Genomic DNA, 17,298 nt, shown 5'->3' with positions numbered 1-17,298 from the left:
TTTCAGGAGTCGGCCCCTCGCTTCCCCTTCGACCGAGGAATGCGGGTTAAGGTTGCCCCAAATATCGCCTTCTATTACAACCTTTTTAAGCTCGTCCGCTGTCGTTGTTGTTTTTCTTCTCCCCTGTGTTTCTATGACTGCTTCTCCCGTTCAATTAACTGCCGCATCCGAAACAGAAAAATTTGATGTGCCGCTACCTGCTTGGTTGAAAAACTACCTCTATCAGCCAGAGCAATTGGTCGGGGTCTCCGAAGGTGATCGCCAACTTATCGGTGAAGCCTTTCGCTTTGCCCATGCCCTCCACGAAGGTCAAACCCGTAAATCTGGTGAGCCTTATATTGCCCATCCCATTGCCGTGGCAGGATTATTGCTCGACTTGGGTGGTAATGGCGCAATGATTGCGGCGGGATTTCTCCATGATGTGGTCGAAGATACAGAAGTTAGTCCCGAAGAAATTGAAGAACGCTTTGGCGCTGAAACCCGCAAGCTTGTCGAAGGGGTAACCAAGCTCACCAAATTTACTTTTTCCAGCAAAACAGAACGCCAAGCAGAAAATTTCCGGCGGATGTTTCTTTCCATGGCCGAGGATATCCGCGTGATCGTCGTGAAACTCGCCGATCGCCTCCACAATATGCGCACCCTCGAACATCTGCGCCCCGACAAACAAGAACGCATTGCCCTCGAAACCCGCGAAATCTTTGCGCCCCTGGCCAATCGCTTAGGGATTTGGCGCTTCAAATGGGAACTAGAAGACCTCTGTTTTAAGTATCTCGAGCGGGAAGCCTACCGTTCGATGCAAAAACACATTTCCGAAAAACGCACCGAGCGGGAAGCCAAACTCGAAGAAGCTATTGAAATTATCCGCGATCGCCTGCGTCATCTGGGCCTCCACGTCTGGGAAATCAAGGGTCGCCCGAAGCACCTCTACAGCATCTATCACAAGATGCAACGACAGCACAAAGAATTTGATGAAATCTTTGACATCGCTGGGATTCGGATTATCGTCGAAACCAATGATGAATGTTACCGCGCCCTGGCGGTGATTCACGATGCCTTTAAACCGATTCCTGGACGCTTTAAAGACTACATTGGCCTGCCGAAGCCCAACCGCTACCAATCTCTCCACACCACCGTTGTCGGCTTAAATGGTCGCCCCCTCGAAGTGCAAATTCGCACCATGGAAATGCACCACATCGCCGAATACGGGATTGCCGCCCACTGGAAATATAAAGAAGCCGGTCATTCCGCCGCTAGTTTCACCTCCGAAGACGAAAAATTCACTTGGTTGCGGCAACTGATCGAATGGCAAAGCGACCTCAAGGATGCTGAAGAATACATCGACAACCTCAAGGACAATCTCTTTGAAGATGATGTGTATGTCTTTACCCCCAATGGGGATGTGGTGGCCCTGGCCAAAGGCGCTACTTCCATCGACTTCGCCTACCGCATTCACACCGAAGTGGGGAACCACATGAAAGGGGCGCGGATCAATGGTCGTTGGTCAGTGTTAGAGAAAAAACTCCGCAATGGCGATATCGTCGAAATTATCACCCAAAAAAATGCCCACCCCAGCCTCGATTGGCTCAATTATGTGGTTACTCCCAGTGCCAAAAATAGAATTCGCCAATGGTTTAAGCGATCGCGGCGGGATGAAAACTTAGCACGGGGCCGCAGCTTACTCGAAAAAGAACTAGGGAAAACGGGCCTCGATTCGATCCTCAAATCCGAAGCGATGCAAACCGTTGCCCACAAGTGCAATTACCAAAATACCGAGGATCTGTTGGCGGCCCTGGGTTACGGCGAAGTCACCCTCAACCAAGTGGTGAACCGCTGGCGGGATCAAGTGCGCGACCAGGAAGAAGAACATCTCCCCCAACTGGAGCTAGAAGCTTCTTTAAACACAGCGACGAAACCGGCCAAGCCCCTCCAAGATAGCCATAAATACCCCATTGCTGGCATTGAAGGGTTGGTTTATACCATCGCTAGTTGTTGTGCGCCCTTGCCCGGCGAACCGATTATTGGCATTGTCACCCGTAGCCATAAGGGGATTTCCATTCACCACCGCAGCTGTGCCAATGTGCAAAACTTCGATGGCGATCGCCTGATTCCTGTGAGTTGGAATCCCAGCATCGACCAAAAGCACGCCCCGGTCTACCCTGTGGATCTCCGCATTGAAGTCATTGACCGGGTGGGAGTGTTGCGGGATATCCTGTCACGCCTGAGCGATCAGCACATCAACGTGCGGAGTACCAACGTGAAAACGAGCCACGGCCAACCAGCGATTATTTCTTTGCGGATTGAAATTCGTAATGCCCAACAACTGGCCCACAGCATTAATCAAATTAAAAACATGAGCGATACTTTGAACGTGCGCCGCGTCACCCAAATCGAGCAGGAATAGCAACCTAAGTGATCATACTGAAAATCTCTGAAAGGTCGTCAAATTAACATCAGAAGGCCGATTGCCTAGGGCAGTAACCCGTTAGAATAACCATATAGTTCTTTTTGCGCCTAGAATCTATGACCGCTGATTCTGCCTCAATGCAGGATGATCAACCGTTAATTCTTGTCATTGATGACGATCCAATTTCGCGTCGCCTGATTCGTTTTTGGATGGAAAAAGAAGGTTATGCAGTCGCTGAAGCAACCAATGGTCAAGAGGGACTAGAAATATTCCAAAAAACCATGCCCGATATTATCCTGTTGGATTTTATGATGCCGGTCATGGATGGCTTGGAATTTTGCAATGCCTTTCGACAACTCCAAGCCAGCACTGAAATTTCTCCTGCAAAAAATACTGAATTTTCCCAGGAAACTTTCCTGCTTCGTCAAGACTTGGTGGCCTACCAACAAGCAGAAGATCTGCTGACAAAGATCGCCCGCACTCCCATCTTGATGATTACTGCCCGGGAGGATGACGAATCAGTCACCAAGGCCTTTACCGCCGGGGCAACGGATTTCATCACCAAACCAATCCACTGGACAATTTTGCGCCAACGGGTGCGCCATCTCATTTATCAGGCAAAGCTCTACCAACGTTTGGAAGCAACGAATGTGCAATTGCAACGGTTAGCGGCTTTAGATCCTTTGACCCAACTGGCGAATCGTCGGGTTTTTGATTTGGTTTTAGAGCGTCAATGGCGACTGATGCTCCGCAATCAAATACCTCTCTCGATTATTTTCATTGATGTAGATTTTTTTAAAAATTACAATGATACCTATGGTCACCAGGCTGGTGATCATTGCTTGTTTGAAGTAGCCCAGGCGATCGCCAGCCAAGTGAAGCGACCCACAGATTTAGTTTCCCGTTATGGTGGCGAAGAGATCATCGTCATCTTGCCAGACACCCCCGGTGTTGGGGCGCAATTATTAGGAGAAAATATCATCGAGCAAGTCCGCAGTTTGCAGATTCCCCACCAGAGCTCTTTGGTCGCGCCGATTGTCACGGTCAGTTTGGGGATTGCCTCCATTGAACCAGGCTGTGTGACGACGAATCCAGAAAAATTTGTCGCCCTGGCGGATGTCGCGCTATACGAAGCCAAGGCCCGTGGTCGTAATCAAATGGTCGCTAAGGTGTGGGGTCAGGATTAATCACTTGATAAATGGCGGAGTAGTCTGCCTCGGCGAGATTCAAGGCGATCGCCTGCTCGATAATCTCTCGAATGCCTTCTAGCCCCGTGGTTTCAAGGCCGACGGTTTTTGCGGCGGCTAAAAAGAGCCTAGTATCTTTGAGTAAATGCTTCGTGGGGAAGTTGGGATTTGCAAAGGTGCGATCGCCCATGCGCGGCAGTTTTTTATCAAAGGTGGGGGCATAGAGGGCACTATCTCGCAAAATCCCCATAAATTTATCAAGATCAACTTTTTCCCGTTGAATCAAACCTAAACTCAGGGAAAAACTAGCCGTTAAGCCCGCAATCAACTGATTTAAAGCCAATTTCAGGGCTGCTGCCTGACCCACTGCCCCAATATATTTCGGGTCTTGCCCCAGGGTTTTAAAAATTGGCAAACAGGCTTGGAATAATGTTTCTTCGCCCCCGACCATCACGAGCAATGTTCCCTTTTTTGCTTCGGGAATACTGCCGAGGACTGGTGCTTCTAGATATTGACCCTGGCGTTCTTGCACTGCTTTGGCGATCGCCTTACTTTCTTCTGGGGCAATCGTCCCCATCTGGATAATTGTTTTCCCTGTAAAGGAAGTATCTGCGTTTTCTAATAAGACCGTTTGGATTGCCGCCGCATCACTGAGGGTCAAAATTAAATAATCACTGTTGGCGATCGCCGTTTGAGGATTCGTCGTTACCGTTAAACCTTGTTCTTCCAGAGGATTCAGTTTTTCTGCTGTCCGGTTGTAGGCGGTCACCAAAAAATTTTCCTGGGCTAATTTTAGGGCGATCGGTGTCCCCATTAGCCCCATCCCAAAAACACTAATTCTCATCAAATTCTGATTCCATAAACATCACTTACCATCTTCTCTCAATACCCTCCCTTAGAAAAACAGAGTATGAAAGGAAGTGGAGAAGCATTAATCCTCCCTCTAGGGAGGTGCCGCAGGCGGAGAGTGTCTCTCCCTTAGAGGGGAGCCAGAGGGGTGGGGGGTGTCCAAAAAGAAAACCCCACCCGGAGGCGAGGCTTTCTCAAAATCAAAAAGTGTGAGAATTAAATCTGTCTAAACAAAGTTAACTGGTTTAGAAAGTGAAGGTAGTGCGGAGAGTACCGATGATGGCATCTTCTTCACCCAGCACACCCTGAGCAGCATCCTTCAACCAGATTACGCCAGGAGTGATGGAGATTCCGTCGGTGAGTTGGTACTTATAGAAACCTTCAACTTGCAGAGGAGTCTTGAGATCACCTTCTGCGAGGTAAGGAGGAGCACCAGCAAAGAGACCAAGAACGTTACCTTCTTTACCAAGGTCGTTGAAGGCTACACCAAGACCATAGCTCCAGATGTCGAACTCGTCGCTAGAACCAGAAACTTTGGCATCAGTGTACATCCCGTAAGCGGCTAAGGAAATACGGTCAGTAATGTCAAACTTACCTTGAACACCGTAACTATTGGCTTCAGTGCCGAACAAGCCAAGAGCGTTCGCCCAAGCTGTACCATTTACTGCAGAACCACCACCGAAGTCATAGATAGCACCGCTGTCGTGGTAGCTGTTGACGTAGGTTACACCCAACTCAGCCCGATCGCCGAGGTTGAAAGCAATCTGTGCTAGTGCACCGTATTCACCGTTGAACAGACCATTGCTTTCAGTGGAATCGGCTGCTTCATCAGCGAGGTAGCCCAAGGAGATATCAACGGGGCCGAGAGGCATGTTGAAACCAAGACCGGAGCCACCACCGATGGTGTAGATGGGGCTAGATGCAGCGAGTTGAGTTAGAGAACCGCTACCACCGGTGAAGTCTTCAAGACCAGTTGCGCCGAAGGTTGTGCTGGTGTAGTCACTGTGGAGACCACCAAAAGCTGCGAGGTAAACATTTGCTCTGCGGAGAGGGAAGTAATAGGCCAACCAGTCGATGACAACGTCGTTGCCAGTGTCGAGGTTAAAGGTTTGGAAGCCTACACCAGAGCCGAGATCAGGACCATCATCAACAACTGCACCTGCAGTGGGGGAGAAAGATGAAGAGTTCCCAGCAGTCAAGCGAGTGATTAAAGTATCTTTACCGGTGAAGCTGGTTTCAAGGGTCAGGCGAACGCGGTCAGTGAAAGTCGTTTGAGTATCATCATCATCATTGGCAACGATGGTGGCACCGTTAAACCCGCTGGCTACACCATCTCTCAAGAAGCTAGGCGTCAAATCAACATCATCAATTGTGATGTCTCCTTCACCCCCTTCAAGGCGAAAGTCTAGGGCATTCACGTCGCCGAAACTATCACCAATTGCGAAGACAACTTCACCTTTCAGTTTAGTTGTGGTGGAGAATTGATTATCTTCAAGGAATTCAACGCGACCTTCGAGGTCATCGACGCGAGCGCCTAGGGTAGCGAGTTCTGCTTCAAATTCGTTGATCAAGCGACGCAGTGCAGCGAGATCTTCGGGGGTTACTTCAGAACCACCACTTTGAATCATCCGCTCGATTTGTTGTAAACAAGCGTTCAGACCAGCCGCAAACTCATAACGGCTAAGGGGACGGTTACCACGGAAAGTGCCATCGGGATAACCAACGATACAGTTGTAGTTTTCGACTAGGTTACGAAGCGCATCAAAAGCCCAGTCAGAGGGAGAAACATCGCTGAGTTGAAAAACGCTGTTTACCTGAGCAATGTCACCTTGGCTGTAGGTGTTGATTTGGTTAAGGAGTTCGCTGTTATTTGCTTGGGCTTGGGCGGTGCCAGCAGTGGCAACGGAGACGCCGACAGCAGCAGAAGCAATGGATAGAGACTTCCAGAGAGATAAAGATGTTTTCATTTGTTTTTCCTCACACATTAGGCACTAGATTCTGAGATTTTAGATTAGGCCTTTGTATCAATCATATTAGCTCAAAATTTTGGATTGGGAATGGATTCGTCATAAGAATTTTTTGATGATTCCTTTACCTATCCATTAAGTAAAAGTTACCTGAGAAGTTTTGTCAGAAATGTTACAGCATAGCCTCCTGGATTTTGAATCGATAGAGTGCTTGCGCTTATTTTTTTTCTTCTAGATAGAAAATCTAAAAACTTCCCAGATGTTTTTCCTTAAGGTTTTGTTTGAGGTGTTGGCGGCTTTTGACGTTTACAGTTGATCGAAAGTTCCGGCGAGATCAAAATCTTTTTGGGTAAGGCCGCCAGCGTCGTGGGTGGTTAGGTTTACGGTGACTTTGTTGTAGGAAATCTCGATGTCGGGGTGATGGTCGGCAGCTTCGGCCGGTTCGACGAGTTTGTTTACAAAGTCAATTGCCTCAATAAAGTTTTTGAACTTAAATCGGCGTTGAATTTTGTTATCAACCTTTGACCATTCAGGAAATTGACTCAATTGTGCTTGGATTTCGGTGTCGGTCAATCGGGTTGCCATGGAGAAAACCTCCTCTAAAAAACTATCCGCCCTTACTAGGGTTATCTCTTACGATAACGAAGCAAGGGCGGTCTAGTCGGGTCTCTTTAGTTAAAATCTGACTGCCGGAAGGAACTCCGACTCTCTTAACCTACTCAGCAGAGTAAGCAAAATTTTAGAGAACAGCCCCGGCACGCAGCCGATTTACTTTAACTGTGAGACCCATGTTGTTACTACTGTCATTCATGGGCATCACCTCCTATTCTCCGGCAGGTTTTATCCGGTAGAACCTCTTTATGCTGGCACAAGCATTTTGAAAATTCAACATTCTCCACTCTAGGGACACCACCCTCCGGCTTCGCCACCTCCCTCAAGGGAGGATGTTTAGCCGACGACGACATCACGGATGCGCAGGGAGGGGCCGCCACAACCGACAGGTAAACCGCTTTGGCCCCCCTTGCCGCAACCACCGGATTCGTCCCAGTAGAAATCGTCGGCGATCGCCTCAATATTTTTTAAGGTTTTAAAGACGTTGCCAGAGAGGGTGACATCCTTGACGGGTTCAGCAATTTTGCCATCGCGGATCATCCAAGCTTCCCCGGCGCTAAAGGTAAACATTTCGCCGTTGGTCATGCCGCCGAGCCAGTTTTTCGCATACACTCCTTCTTTGATGTCCGTGGGTAAGTCGGCAACGGGCGTTTTACCCCGCTCGATCCAGGTGTTGGTCATGCGGACAATGGGCGGATAGTGATAGTTCAAACAGCGGGCGTTGCCTGTCGGTTTTTCGTCAAGCTTGCCAGCGGTTTCGCGGGAATGGAGACGGCCCACAAGTTTGCCATCTTGAATCAGTTGGGTCGTGGTAGCCGGAACGCCTTCATCATCGTATAGATAACTACCACGATGGCCTGCTGGGGCGGCTCCATCAAAAATCTGGAGATCTTCGCCACCAAATTGTCGGCCCATGCTCATGGTTTCGAGGAGATCGGGATTTTCATAGGCCATATCCGCTTCGGAGAGATGCCCAAAAGCTTCGTGGACAAATAGCCCGGTCAAAATGGGGTCAATGACAACGGTATAGGTGCCGCCTTTGGCTGCGAGGAGGGTCAATGAGTTAACGGCCCGCTGGGCTGCGCCTTTAACTTGCTCATCGAGGTTTTCTAGATCTTCGTAGGCTTTGCGGGAGCCAGTGGTTTCCCGCCCCGTTTGAACTGTCTCACCATCACGGGCCGTGGCGGAAAAACGCATTTCTAGATCAACCCAGGACTGTTCGATAAGGGTGTCTTCTGAAGTCGCCAAGATGATGTGCTGGGTACTGTCGCCGTAACTGACCCTGGTGCTGGTAATCTTACCGCTCTGGCTCAAGAGCAAATCACTGTAGCGATCGCATAATTCTTTTTTCCGTTGTAAAGGGATGTGGCGTGGGTCGCTTCCGCTGAGGGGTAAAGAGCAAACCGCTTGGATTGGGTCAATGGGAGCCAAAAGTGTTTCATCATCACCGATTAAAATCGCGGCGGCGATCGCCTCTTCGATCCGAAGCTTCAGATTTTCGAGATTATTAAAGGCCGCAAACCCCCAACCGCCTCTGTGACAAACGCGCACCTGGCCCCCAAGGGAGGTACTTTCACTGAGGGTCTCGATCTTATTTGACCGCAAGACAATACTGCTCCCCGCTGACTGCTCCAAGCGAATCGCTAGAAAATCCACTTGATTTTTATACCGTTGGATCAGATCCGTTAGCTGATCCTTGTACCCAGCCACAATTTTCTCCATTGCCTTCCCCTTAATCTGAGCGCTAAACATAGAACAATTTTGACATTAGCCTTAGATAATTGAGAAAGTGTCGGTGAGATCCAAAAGGCTTGCCTTGTCTAAGTTTCCCACTTTGGCTAATCAAAGGTAATGCCATTGCCAACATATTCTTATCCAAGATGTAAACAATTGTTAAGTTTTTGTGTGTTAACCTTGACTCAAGGACAAAAACTAAACTTTCATGGAGCACATTTGTATGCCTTATACTCTCGATGCAGCAAGAAACATCTTCCCCAGTACATTAACTGCGGATGTTGTGCCGGCCACCAGCGCTCGGTTTAGTCAGCTGAGTGCAGAGGATCAACTGGCATTAATCTGGTTCGCTTACCTGGAAATGGGTAAGTCAATCACTATTGCTGCTCCTGGTGCGGCAAATATGCAGTTTGCAGAATCTACCCTTTTGCAAATCAAGCAGCTCTCCTTTAAGGATCAAGCCCAGGTAATGTGCGACCTGGCGAACCGTATCGATACGCCCATCAACCGCACCTATGCGACTTGGTCTGTAAATATTAAGCTCGGTTTCTGGTACCGCCTCGGCGAATGGATGGAAGAAGGCAGTGTTGCACCGATTCCCGCTGGCTACAAGCTGTCTGCCAATGCTTCTGCGGTTTTAGATACGATCCGTAGCCTTGAACCCGGTCAACAAATTACGGTTCTGAGAAATGCCGTTGTGGATATGGGTTTTGACCCAGCCAAGATGGAAGGTTATCAGCGTGTTTCTGAGCCGGTTGTCGTGCCGACGGAAATTGCCCAGCGGGAAAAAATCGAAATTGAAGGTGTCGATAACCCCACGATTAATCAATACATGACCAACCTCAATGCTAATGATTTTCCGGCATTGATCAGCCTCTTTGCAGAAGATGGTGCTCTCCAGCCGCCGTTCCAGCGTCCGATTGTCGGCAAAGATGCCGTATTACGTTTCTTCCAAGAGGAATGTCAAAATCTGAAGCTCAACCCGAAGAAAGGGGTTGTAGAACCTACTGATGATGGTTACACCCAAATTAAAGTCACTGGTACCTGTGAAACGCCCTGGTTTGGTGCGGCGGTAGGCATGAATGTGGCTTGGCGCTTCCTCCTCAATCCGGAAGGGAAAATCTTCTTTGTGGCCGTTGATTTGCTCGCGTCTGCAAAGGAACTCCTCAACCTTGTGCGTAAGTAGTGAATGCTTGGATGAATTGCCCTAATTCTCAATAAATTCATCCCTGGTAACGTCCCAATTGGGGCGTTTTTTTGTCAGTATGGCGTGGTTGGAGGCAATATTTTGAAATTGATGCGGCAAGAAGAGGGTCTGGGACTACTGTGGGCGATCGCCATTTTCTCAGCTTGGCTGGGAAGTGCTGTGTATTGGTTGAGTCATCCGCTAATGGGGCTGTCCTGGCCTGGAATTGTTGCGGGAATTTTTGTGAGAACTTTTTTCCACACAGGTTTATTTATCCTGGCCCACGACGCCATGCACGGTAATTTATTGCCGAGTTCCCCCCGTTGGAACCATCGCCTGGGCCGTTGGGGGGTCAGTTTGTACGCTTGCTTGTCCTACAAAGACTGCATTCGCAACCATGCCAAGCACCATCGTCACCCCGCCCAACCCGGAGATCCGGACTTTCATAATGGACGGCACCGCCATCCGCTGCTGTGGTACTGGCATTTTATGGGGAAATATTTAGCGTGGCGGCAATTCTGGGGATTTGTGCTAATTTTTGGGGCGATCGCCTTACCGTTAAATGTGCTGGGCCATGTGCCCTACGAAAATTTTTTTGTGTTTTGCCTGCTGCCGATTTTTCTCAGTTCTTGGCAACTGTTTTTCTTTGGGACTTATCTGCCCCACCGCGATCGCTCCTCTCTCCCTAAACGCATCAGGAAACAGTCAATTCGGTGGCGAATTTGGTCATTTTTAAGCTGCTACCACTTCGGCACATTTCACGAAGAACACCATCGTCATCCCCATAAACCTTGGTTTCAGTTACCGGATCACGGTGTTTCTTAACAAAATTGTAATAAAAACCTTAAATTCCTGTGAGCACTTCGCTTGAGAGGTATTCGTGTCTCGGCGATCGCCGCCAAATTGCGGAATTATGAGAATTTAGACTGCGCTTTTGATACAAAACTTATTATAATCAAGCCCATTAGTTTGAACTTACTAAAGTCAAAACGATACTTATTTTAAAATTCACTTTTTTACTCACCCATGCTAACGATGCCCACTGCGAATACTCAATGGTCACTGCAAGAAAAAACAATCGCCAAAGAAGCGTTTGAATTATCCTACCGCCGAGAAATTGCCGCAGTGATGGCCGAAGCAAAACGCCAGGCAACCCTCGCCGCAGACCCCGCTGATCTCTGGCAGCTCAATGATTTTTTGAGTGCCCGGCGGCATTATCTAGATGGCAAATACGATTTCAGTCCCGAAAGCCTCGTCTTTACCTTCGCTCAACTCATTAAAGAGGGTTGGTTAGAACTGCAAGAATTAGACGGTTTAGCAGCCGATAAACTCTCGAAAATCCGCATCCTCACCCTAATGTAAGCTCTGGGCTAGGGCCTTGCGACGCGGAATCGCATAGTTTAAAAAGTCCTTCGCCATGATCGTGTTGGGAAAAATAGCCCGAGCCTCAGCCAAAAGATCATCTAACGTCAACTCATTTCCCGGCATATAACGGGGGCTAAAGTGGGTCATGATCAGTTGTTTCACCTGGGCTAAAAGGGCAACCTGGGCGGCCATCGTCGAAGTGGAATGGAGGCGATCAAAGGCCATCTCTGCATCATTGTGGGCGAAAGTTGCCTCGTGAATTAAGACGTCCGCATCCTGGGCCAACTCCACCGCTGCATCACAAAAAACAGTGTCGGTACAATAGACCATTTTTCGGCCAATTTCCGGTTGACCACAAAGGTCTGAACCGTTGATTTTGCGGCCATCGTCGAGGGTGACGACTTTCCCTTTTTTGAGGTCGCCATAAATGGGGCCTGGGGGAATCCCCAATTTTTGCGCTTTAGCGAGGTTAAATCTGCCGGGACGATCCTTTTCAGTCACCCGATACCCAAAGGCGGTGACCCGGTGTTTGAGAGGTAAACAGGTCACTTGAAATTCTTTATCTTCGAAGACTAAGCCGGGTTTGACTAAATGTACCCGCAGGCGATCGCCGATGCGCATGTAGGAATACTTTTCGCAGGCCCGCAGATATTCTTCTAAACCAGGGGGGCCATAAATTTCTAAGGGATGTCCCGTCCCGGCGAGGCCCATACTGGCGATCAAACCCATCAGCCCAAAGATGTGATCACCGTGCATATGGGTAATAAAAATGCGGCTAATTTGGGACGAACGGAGATCACTACGGAGAAGTTGGTGTTGGGTTCCTTCGCCACAGTCAAAGAGCCAAGCCTCGGCCCGCTGCGGTAATCGCAACGCCACACTCGATACATTGCGCGCCCGCGTCGGCACGCCAGAACTGGTTCCTAAAAATGTGATTTCCATTCAGGCGATCGCCCATAATCTACATCCTATCCATCATAAATCTTCCCCAGAAGCAAAGCCGCTTAAAAAAATCCTCCCTTGAGGGAGGTGCCGAAGGCGGAGGGTGTTAATTTCCCCTTGAGGGGAACTAGAGGGAAGTGGTCGAAGACCGGAGGGTGTTCGTTTACTTATTTGCCTGAGCCCAAACGCGGGTCGGCAGACCCCAAATATAAATAAAACCTTCTGCTGACTCGTGGTTAAACTTGTCATCAGCCCCGTAGGTTGCCAGATCCGGCGTGTAGATCGATTTCTCAGAGCGACGACCGACGATCCGCGCTGTTCCTTTATGGAGTTTGAGGCGCACCACACCCGTTACCCGTGCTTGGGTTTGTTCAATAAAAGCATCCACCGCTTGCTTCAGGGGCGAGAACCACAGACCCCGATAAATCAACTCAGAATAAGTCTGCTCCATGCCGCGCTTATATTGGGTTACATCGGCGGTGAGGGTTAAACTTTCCAAATCGCGGTGGGCATCCACAAGCACGCACATGGCCGGAGATTCATAGATTTCGCGGGATTTAATCCCCACAACGCGGTTTTCGATCATGTCGATCCGGCCAATGCCATGGTTCCCGACGATCTCATTCAACTTAGCAATCAAAGTCACCGGGCCAAGGGCTTCCCCGTTTACCGTCACCGGGACGCCTTTTTCAAAGCCAATCTCTAAATATTCCGGTTCATCAGGGGTGTCAGAAATAGCTTTCACCATTTCAAAAACCTCTTCGGGGGGTTCGCACATCGGGTCTTCGAGGGGGCCAGCTTCAATACTGCGACCGAGCAAGTTTTTGTCGATACTAAACGGCGAAGATTTTTTCACGGGGAAGGTCAGCCCATATTGTTCACCGTAGGTAATCGCTTCTTCGCGGCTCATGCCCCATTCCCGCGCTGGTGCGAGCACCTTGATTTCTGGGTTTTGTGCCAAAATACCCAGGTCGAAGCGCACTTGGTCATTTCCTTTTGCGGTACAACCATGGGCGACGGCATCGGCTCCATATTTTTCGGCGGCACGGACGAGCATTTTCGCAATGAGGGGACGCGCTAGAGCGGTAGCGAGAGGATAGCGATTTTCGTAGAGGGCATTGGCCTTAATCGCTGGGAAAGCGTAATCGGTAATAAATTCTTCGCGGCCATCTTCAACGAGGGAAACCACAGCCCCAGAATTTAAGGCTTTTTGTTTAATTGGGCCTAGCTCTTCACCCTGTCCTAAATCTGCGGCAAGGGTAATTACTTCCTTTACGCCCCATTCGTGCATGAGATAGGGAATACAAACGGATGTATCGACACCGCCGGAATAGGCGAGGACAACTTTTTCTGCGCGACCCATAGTTTAAATACCGTATATAGATGAATCAAGGCAGATTATAGCTTGACACTGCCCTGGAAAAAGCTTGAAAAAACCGGACTTTTGCTGCTATCACAAAATGCTGACAACCTTCCCCCTCAAGAGACACCCCTCTAGCTCCCCTACGAGGGGAAGACACCCTCCGGTCTTCGACCACCTCCCTCAAGGGAGGATTTTTTGGGGATGGGTGAGAAGCCAGGCTTTGATGGTTTCGGCGATCGCCTCTGGGTGATTTTGGGCCTCGTATTCGCTGAAGCGGAGAAAAGAAACGCCCAAGGCTTCGAGTTTGGCTTGGCGATAGGCATCTCGTTCTTGGGCGGCGAGGCTATCGTGGCTACTGCCGTCGATTTCGATGGCGAGCATCCAGTCCTTGCAATAGAAGTCAACGATAAATTGGTCGATGGGGCGTTGGCGCAGAAAGCTGACACCAAGGATTTGTTTTTTGCGGAGGTGTTGCCAGAGGATTATTTCGCCTTTGGTCATAGTTTTGCGGAGTTGGCGGGCGCGTCCGACGAGATGTTTGTTGTAGGGCAGAATTTTACGGCGCATGGGAAGGATGGTTTTTCTTTTAATCTTATGTTCTACTTTTTTTGCTTTTCCAAAACACCGGCCAATTATCCCCTCTTGGGAGGGGTTAGGGGAGGGTCATCCACCAACTGCGAAACATACATACAAATAACTCACTCTTTTTCCCTGGAGGTTGAACCCCTCTCTGCCTGACGGCATCTCCCCCCGAAGGGGAGATCTATTTTTTGGGGGGGTGATAGGAAAAGAAAGTGGGTGGGTAATTTAGGGTTAACGGATACATGATTCCGGTTGAAGCCGGGATAAGGAGATGCCCCCAAATGAAAAATTTCACTTTTAAGCTTCTGCAACAACTCAACAAGAAGAAAGCTGACAAAGGTTTTACCCTGATCGAACTGCTCGTTGTAATCATCATCATCGGTATTTTGTCTGCTATCGCCCTACCTGCATTCTTGAACCAGGCTGCTAAAGCACGTCAATCTGAAGCTAGACAAGCACTGGCTTCTTTGAACAAAGCACAGCAAGCTAACTACTTAGAAAATCAAGAATTTGCTGCTAACATCGGCAGCCTTGGTTTAGGTTTGGCTGCTACTACAGAAAACTTCTCGTACGGTGATGCTGCTAACGATGACACCGGCGCATTTGACCTTGATCCAGACGGTACAGCTGAAATTTTCGCGACAGCAGTAGACCAACAGGCAGTAAAAGATTATGCCGGTGGAGCAGTCGTGTTTGCAGAGACTGCTGATGGGAACGCCGTTGCTGATGACAACCCAGGCCAAACAACGACAACCACCGCAATCTGCGAAGAAGATGATGTATCTGCTGCTACACCGGTAACCCCAACAATGTCTTTTACTACTACTGCAAACGCTGCTGTGGATGCCATTGGTTGTCAGGATGGTAGTACTCAGCTATAGATAAAGTGATTGCTCAAACTTGTGGCAGTTTTTTGTCGATGTCGATATTCATAAGTTAAAACTCTTCTGGGTATTAGGCCTCTAGAGGAGTGTTGTAGCCAGCTTTTGTGTAGTTTCACCTGAGCTGGCTTTTTGATTAGTAAACTTTGATAAATCTTCTAAGTAGTAATTTATATTTTTTCCCATAGGTGAAAATATGAAGATGAAATTTTTTTTAACCTCAATAGTTTGCTATCGACATAATAGGCAAATGAGGTTGATAAGAAAATATCAAATTCAAGGATTAACTGTACTTGAGTTATTAATTGCAATGGTGATGATTGCGATTTTATCTGGTATTGCTTGGCCTGCTTATTTGAATATGTCCGCCAAAGCTCGCCAGACAGAAGCCCGTAATACCATGGGTGTAATCAATCGCAGTCAACTCGGTTTTTATCAAGAAAATAGTCGTTTCGCTGATTCCATCTCTGAACTTGTCTTTGGGATCAGGGTCGTCAGTGATAATTACAGCTACACAAATGTCTACTCTGGCGGAACACCAGGATTAATTGAAAATACAGCAATTCCCTATGCAACATATTTATTTGCGAATCCCCAAGATCCTTTAGCAGTTAAAAATTATGCTGGTGGTGTTGTTTTATATGTCAACAATGGTGTTGTTACCCTAAAGTCTATCGTCTGCGAAGAACAAAGTACTGCTGCTAATATTACCCTAGAAGTGATTGATGGTTCTGGTAGTTTTAGCACCGGGGGTATGCAGCTCAACCCTGCTGCGAATTTTGATGCTGATGCCGTGCGCTGTGACGGAACCCACTACAAAACTGTTCTCACTGACCGTTAATTTTTTTAAAATTTAGCACTTATTTACAAACTTTAAATCTACTCATTCATATTCCGACAAGTCACCATCGCAGAAGACGCAAGGCACTTGAGATAACGAAAAATCCAATACTTTAAGGCCGTATTTAATTTCAGCAATCTACGCCCCAGATTTCATCCTCTAATCTAGATCCGCCACAGTCTTCGGAAATACACCACTCCGTACCAGCTTTTCAAAAACAGCATAACAATCCCCCTTATCGCCCACCTTCCTCGGAAAATACAACCATCTAAAGAGGTAAAATCCTGACCTTTGTTCGCTTCAAATCTAGCGTGATCAACGCTCCCGATTTCAATTCCGGCGAAAATCTTTGCAAACTCGCCATAACGATTTGTCCAATCGATACAGGCAGCAAATCTTGAGTGCGTACCTGAAATACACTCGGTGAATTTGCTTGGGACGCCGCCAAAATCGCCCCAAAATCTAAATCATTCGTAAAAATAATCGCTTGATTTTCCTTTGCCCATTGAAAAATCACTGTATCAGGTGCATTAGGCTTACCGATTGTTGACCAGTGGCTCACCTCGAACCCATATTTTTGTAGATATGGAACCCAGAGTGGGCTAAGGTTCATGTCAATAATAATTCTCATGCCGTTGCTACGTTGACCTCATATTCCTCAGATCGCCAGGCCGCAAAGGCTAGTGCCGCAAGAATATCTTCCCTCTCCAGATATGGATAAGCTTCCAAAATCGCCTCTATCGAATAACCTGCCGCCATCAAACCAATAACCGTTCCTACCGTTACCCTTAAACCGCGAATACAAGGCTTACCGCCCATCACTTGAGGGTTTAGGGTGATGCGTTCTAAATGTTGCATAGTCGTTACTATCGTGCTCGATGATTATCTTGATTCTATCTGCTTGACCCAAGTTGATTATTCTCCTCTACTGCTGAGATAAAATTGGGCTAACTGAGAAAAGAAAAACTTAAGGATGCAGATTAAAGGGATTAAACGGGGTCAGCAAATTGAGTTACTGGAATCATTAGATGTGCCCGACGGGACACTTGTTTATTTAGAAGTTGTCCCCGAGCGATCATCGCTTACACTTTGGTGGCAAGCTTTAAGTGAAATGCGAAGAGAGATTGAGGCAACGGGGGAAGGATTAGTTGATAATTCATTTTTAAGGACGCGAGATGAGTTATTTGCGGGTGAAACCGTAGAGTCTTTAGGGGAGCAGATCTTGACGTTTGAAGCGGAACGTTCCCAGGAAAAGTCTGCATGATGGCACCCCTCTAGCTCCCCTCCAGGGACACCCCTCTAACTCCCCTCAATGGGAGAAGGCACCCTCCGCCTGCAGCACCTCCCTCAAGGGAGGATTTTTAGGACTCGCCAGCACACCCGCC

Annotated in this window: 18 protein-coding genes; 8 read left to right on the top strand and 10 right to left on the bottom strand. The window is 48.2% G+C overall.

Annotated elements, in window-relative coordinates:
* Positions 1 to 133: 133 nt before the first annotated feature.
* Together AWQ24_RS14275 and AWQ24_RS14270 are read left to right on the top strand one after the other, a co-directional pair.
* On the top strand, positions 134 to 2,401 hold the full coding sequence (locus AWQ24_RS14275) for a bifunctional (p)ppGpp synthetase/guanosine-3',5'-bis(diphosphate) 3'-pyrophosphohydrolase (RefSeq protein WP_065711539.1): 2,268 nt from the start codon (positions 134 to 136) through the stop codon (positions 2,399 to 2,401).
* A gap of 119 nt (positions 2,402 to 2,520) precedes the next feature.
* On the top strand, positions 2,521 to 3,591 hold the full coding sequence (locus AWQ24_RS14270) for a diguanylate cyclase domain-containing protein (RefSeq protein WP_065717199.1): 1,071 nt from the start codon (positions 2,521 to 2,523) through the stop codon (positions 3,589 to 3,591).
* On the opposite strand, the gene AWQ24_RS14265 is transcribed toward AWQ24_RS14270, so the two are convergent.
* From AWQ24_RS14265 to AWQ24_RS14250, 4 genes are all read right to left on the bottom strand, one after another.
* Positions 3,569 to 4,435, bottom strand: a complete 867-nt coding sequence (locus tag AWQ24_RS14265; protein WP_065717198.1) for an NAD(P)-dependent oxidoreductase — start codon at positions 4,433 to 4,435, stop codon at positions 3,569 to 3,571. The two genes, AWQ24_RS14270 and AWQ24_RS14265, sit on opposite strands and share 23 nt — an antisense overlap.
* A gap of 250 nt (positions 4,436 to 4,685) precedes the next feature.
* Positions 4,686 to 6,407 (bottom strand): iron uptake porin, encoded by a 1,722-nt coding sequence (locus AWQ24_RS14260; RefSeq protein WP_065717197.1) that lies wholly within the window; start codon positions 6,405 to 6,407, stop codon positions 4,686 to 4,688.
* A gap of 306 nt (positions 6,408 to 6,713) precedes the next feature.
* Complete coding sequence (locus tag AWQ24_RS14255) at positions 6,714 to 6,992, bottom strand: 4a-hydroxytetrahydrobiopterin dehydratase (RefSeq protein ID WP_012308399.1); 279 nt, start codon at positions 6,990 to 6,992, stop codon at positions 6,714 to 6,716.
* Positions 6,993 to 7,355: 363 nt separating this feature from the next.
* Positions 7,356 to 8,741: a TldD/PmbA family protein gene (locus tag AWQ24_RS14250; protein ID WP_065717196.1), complete on the bottom strand. Its 1,386-nt coding sequence runs from the start codon at positions 8,739 to 8,741 to the stop codon at positions 7,356 to 7,358.
* A gap of 235 nt (positions 8,742 to 8,976) precedes the next feature.
* Here AWQ24_RS14250 and AWQ24_RS14245 point away from each other — a divergent pair, with 235 nt between their 5' ends.
* The 3 genes from AWQ24_RS14245 to AWQ24_RS14235 all read left to right on the top strand — a co-directional run bounded on the left by AWQ24_RS14245 (position 8,977) and on the right by AWQ24_RS14235 (position 11,301).
* Positions 8,977 to 9,939 carry an orange carotenoid protein N-terminal domain-containing protein gene (locus AWQ24_RS14245; protein ID WP_012308397.1) on the top strand — a complete coding sequence of 321 codons (963 nt, stop codon included), beginning with the start codon at positions 8,977 to 8,979 and terminating at the stop codon, positions 9,937 to 9,939.
* A 111-nt stretch (positions 9,940 to 10,050) separates the two neighbouring features.
* On the top strand, positions 10,051 to 10,764 hold the full coding sequence (locus AWQ24_RS14240; protein ID WP_065717195.1) for a fatty acid desaturase: 714 nt from the start codon (positions 10,051 to 10,053) through the stop codon (positions 10,762 to 10,764).
* A gap of 210 nt (positions 10,765 to 10,974) precedes the next feature.
* Positions 10,975 to 11,301 (top strand): hypothetical protein, encoded by a 327-nt coding sequence (locus AWQ24_RS14235; RefSeq protein ID WP_030007673.1) that lies wholly within the window; start codon positions 10,975 to 10,977, stop codon positions 11,299 to 11,301.
* Here AWQ24_RS14235 and AWQ24_RS14230 read toward each other — a convergent pair.
* The 3 genes from AWQ24_RS14230 to AWQ24_RS14220 all read right to left on the bottom strand — a co-directional run bounded on the left by AWQ24_RS14230 (position 11,293) and on the right by AWQ24_RS14220 (position 14,176).
* Complete coding sequence (locus tag AWQ24_RS14230; protein WP_065717194.1) at positions 11,293 to 12,246, bottom strand: ribonuclease Z; 954 nt, start codon at positions 12,244 to 12,246, stop codon at positions 11,293 to 11,295. The two genes, AWQ24_RS14235 and AWQ24_RS14230, sit on opposite strands and share 9 nt — an antisense overlap.
* 163 nt (positions 12,247 to 12,409) lie before the next feature.
* The gene (locus tag AWQ24_RS14225; protein WP_065717193.1) at positions 12,410 to 13,609 is read right to left on the bottom strand and encodes an argininosuccinate synthase; all 1,200 of its coding nucleotides are present in this window, start codon (positions 13,607 to 13,609) and stop codon (positions 12,410 to 12,412) included.
* 180 nt (positions 13,610 to 13,789) lie between these two features.
* Positions 13,790 to 14,176 (bottom strand): endonuclease domain-containing protein, encoded by a 387-nt coding sequence (locus AWQ24_RS14220; protein WP_065717192.1) that lies wholly within the window; start codon positions 14,174 to 14,176, stop codon positions 13,790 to 13,792.
* Between the two features lie 296 nt (positions 14,177 to 14,472).
* Here AWQ24_RS14220 and AWQ24_RS14215 point away from each other — a divergent pair, with 296 nt between their 5' ends.
* Positions 14,473 to 15,072, top strand: a complete 600-nt coding sequence (locus AWQ24_RS14215) for a type IV pilin-like G/H family protein (protein ID WP_065717405.1) — start codon at positions 14,473 to 14,475, stop codon at positions 15,070 to 15,072.
* Between the two features lie 196 nt (positions 15,073 to 15,268).
* Positions 15,269 to 15,913, top strand: a complete 645-nt coding sequence (locus AWQ24_RS14210; RefSeq protein ID WP_083993549.1) for a type IV pilin-like G/H family protein — start codon at positions 15,269 to 15,271, stop codon at positions 15,911 to 15,913.
* 38 nt (positions 15,914 to 15,951) lie between these two features.
* Here the strand turns inward: AWQ24_RS14210 and AWQ24_RS16735 are convergent, their stop codons facing one another.
* The 3 genes from AWQ24_RS16735 to AWQ24_RS14200 form a co-directional block, all read right to left on the bottom strand.
* Positions 15,952 to 16,050: a hypothetical protein gene (locus tag AWQ24_RS16735; protein ID WP_071932327.1), complete on the bottom strand. Its 99-nt coding sequence runs from the start codon at positions 16,048 to 16,050 to the stop codon at positions 15,952 to 15,954.
* 131 nt (positions 16,051 to 16,181) lie between these two features.
* Positions 16,182 to 16,544 (bottom strand): DUF5615 family PIN-like protein, encoded by a 363-nt coding sequence (locus tag AWQ24_RS14205; RefSeq protein WP_065717190.1) that lies wholly within the window; start codon positions 16,542 to 16,544, stop codon positions 16,182 to 16,184.
* A complete protein-coding gene (locus AWQ24_RS14200; RefSeq protein ID WP_012308388.1) occupies positions 16,541 to 16,771 on the bottom strand; it encodes a DUF433 domain-containing protein in 231 nt (76 codons plus the stop codon). The genes AWQ24_RS14205 and AWQ24_RS14200 overlap by 4 nt, the downstream gene beginning before the upstream one ends.
* A gap of 115 nt (positions 16,772 to 16,886) precedes the next feature.
* On the opposite strand from AWQ24_RS14200, the gene AWQ24_RS14195 reads away from it, so the two are divergent.
* Positions 16,887 to 17,177, top strand: coding sequence for a hypothetical protein (locus tag AWQ24_RS14195; protein ID WP_065717189.1), 291 nt, complete (start codon positions 16,887 to 16,889; stop codon positions 17,175 to 17,177).
* Positions 17,178 to 17,298 lie beyond the last annotated feature (121 nt).

Origin of the sequence: Picosynechococcus sp. PCC 8807 (assembly GCF_001693295.1) — a bacterium.
Taxonomy (GTDB): Bacteria; Cyanobacteriota; Cyanobacteriia; order Cyanobacteriales; family MRBY01; genus MRBY01.
The sequence above is the reverse complement of the archived record's forward strand: the minus strand, read 5'-3'. Positions and strand labels throughout refer to the sequence as shown.

Excerpts from the sequence above, each read along its gene's own strand:
- AWQ24_RS14275 (WP_065711539.1), top strand. The coding sequence starts at position 134 with ATGACTGCTTCTCCCGTTCAATTAACTGCCGCATCCGAAACAGAAAAA.
- AWQ24_RS14270 (WP_065717199.1), top strand. The coding sequence starts at position 2,521 with ATGACCGCTGATTCTGCCTCAATGCAGGATGATCAACCGTTAATTCTT.
- AWQ24_RS14265 (WP_065717198.1), bottom strand. The coding sequence starts at position 4,435 with ATGAGAATTAGTGTTTTTGGGATGGGGCTAATGGGGACACCGATCGCC.
- AWQ24_RS14260 (WP_065717197.1), bottom strand. The coding sequence starts at position 6,407 with ATGAAAACATCTTTATCTCTCTGGAAGTCTCTATCCATTGCTTCTGCT.
- AWQ24_RS14255 (WP_012308399.1), bottom strand. The coding sequence starts at position 6,992 with ATGGCAACCCGATTGACCGACACCGAAATCCAAGCACAATTGAGTCAA.
- AWQ24_RS14250 (WP_065717196.1), bottom strand. The coding sequence starts at position 8,741 with ATGGAGAAAATTGTGGCTGGGTACAAGGATCAGCTAACGGATCTGATC.
- AWQ24_RS14245 (WP_012308397.1), top strand. The coding sequence starts at position 8,977 with ATGCCTTATACTCTCGATGCAGCAAGAAACATCTTCCCCAGTACATTA.
- AWQ24_RS14240 (WP_065717195.1), top strand. The coding sequence starts at position 10,051 with ATGCGGCAAGAAGAGGGTCTGGGACTACTGTGGGCGATCGCCATTTTC.
- AWQ24_RS14235 (WP_030007673.1), top strand. The coding sequence starts at position 10,975 with ATGCCCACTGCGAATACTCAATGGTCACTGCAAGAAAAAACAATCGCC.
- AWQ24_RS14230 (WP_065717194.1), bottom strand. The coding sequence starts at position 12,246 with ATGGAAATCACATTTTTAGGAACCAGTTCTGGCGTGCCGACGCGGGCG.
- AWQ24_RS14225 (WP_065717193.1), bottom strand. The coding sequence starts at position 13,609 with ATGGGTCGCGCAGAAAAAGTTGTCCTCGCCTATTCCGGCGGTGTCGAT.
- AWQ24_RS14220 (WP_065717192.1), bottom strand. The coding sequence starts at position 14,176 with ATGCGCCGTAAAATTCTGCCCTACAACAAACATCTCGTCGGACGCGCC.
- AWQ24_RS14215 (WP_065717405.1), top strand. The coding sequence starts at position 14,473 with ATGAAAAATTTCACTTTTAAGCTTCTGCAACAACTCAACAAGAAGAAA.
- AWQ24_RS14210 (WP_083993549.1), top strand. The coding sequence starts at position 15,269 with ATGAAGATGAAATTTTTTTTAACCTCAATAGTTTGCTATCGACATAAT.
- AWQ24_RS14205 (WP_065717190.1), bottom strand. The coding sequence starts at position 16,544 with ATGAGAATTATTATTGACATGAACCTTAGCCCACTCTGGGTTCCATAT.
- AWQ24_RS14200 (WP_012308388.1), bottom strand. The coding sequence starts at position 16,771 with ATGCAACATTTAGAACGCATCACCCTAAACCCTCAAGTGATGGGCGGT.
- AWQ24_RS14195 (WP_065717189.1), top strand. The coding sequence starts at position 16,887 with ATGCAGATTAAAGGGATTAAACGGGGTCAGCAAATTGAGTTACTGGAA.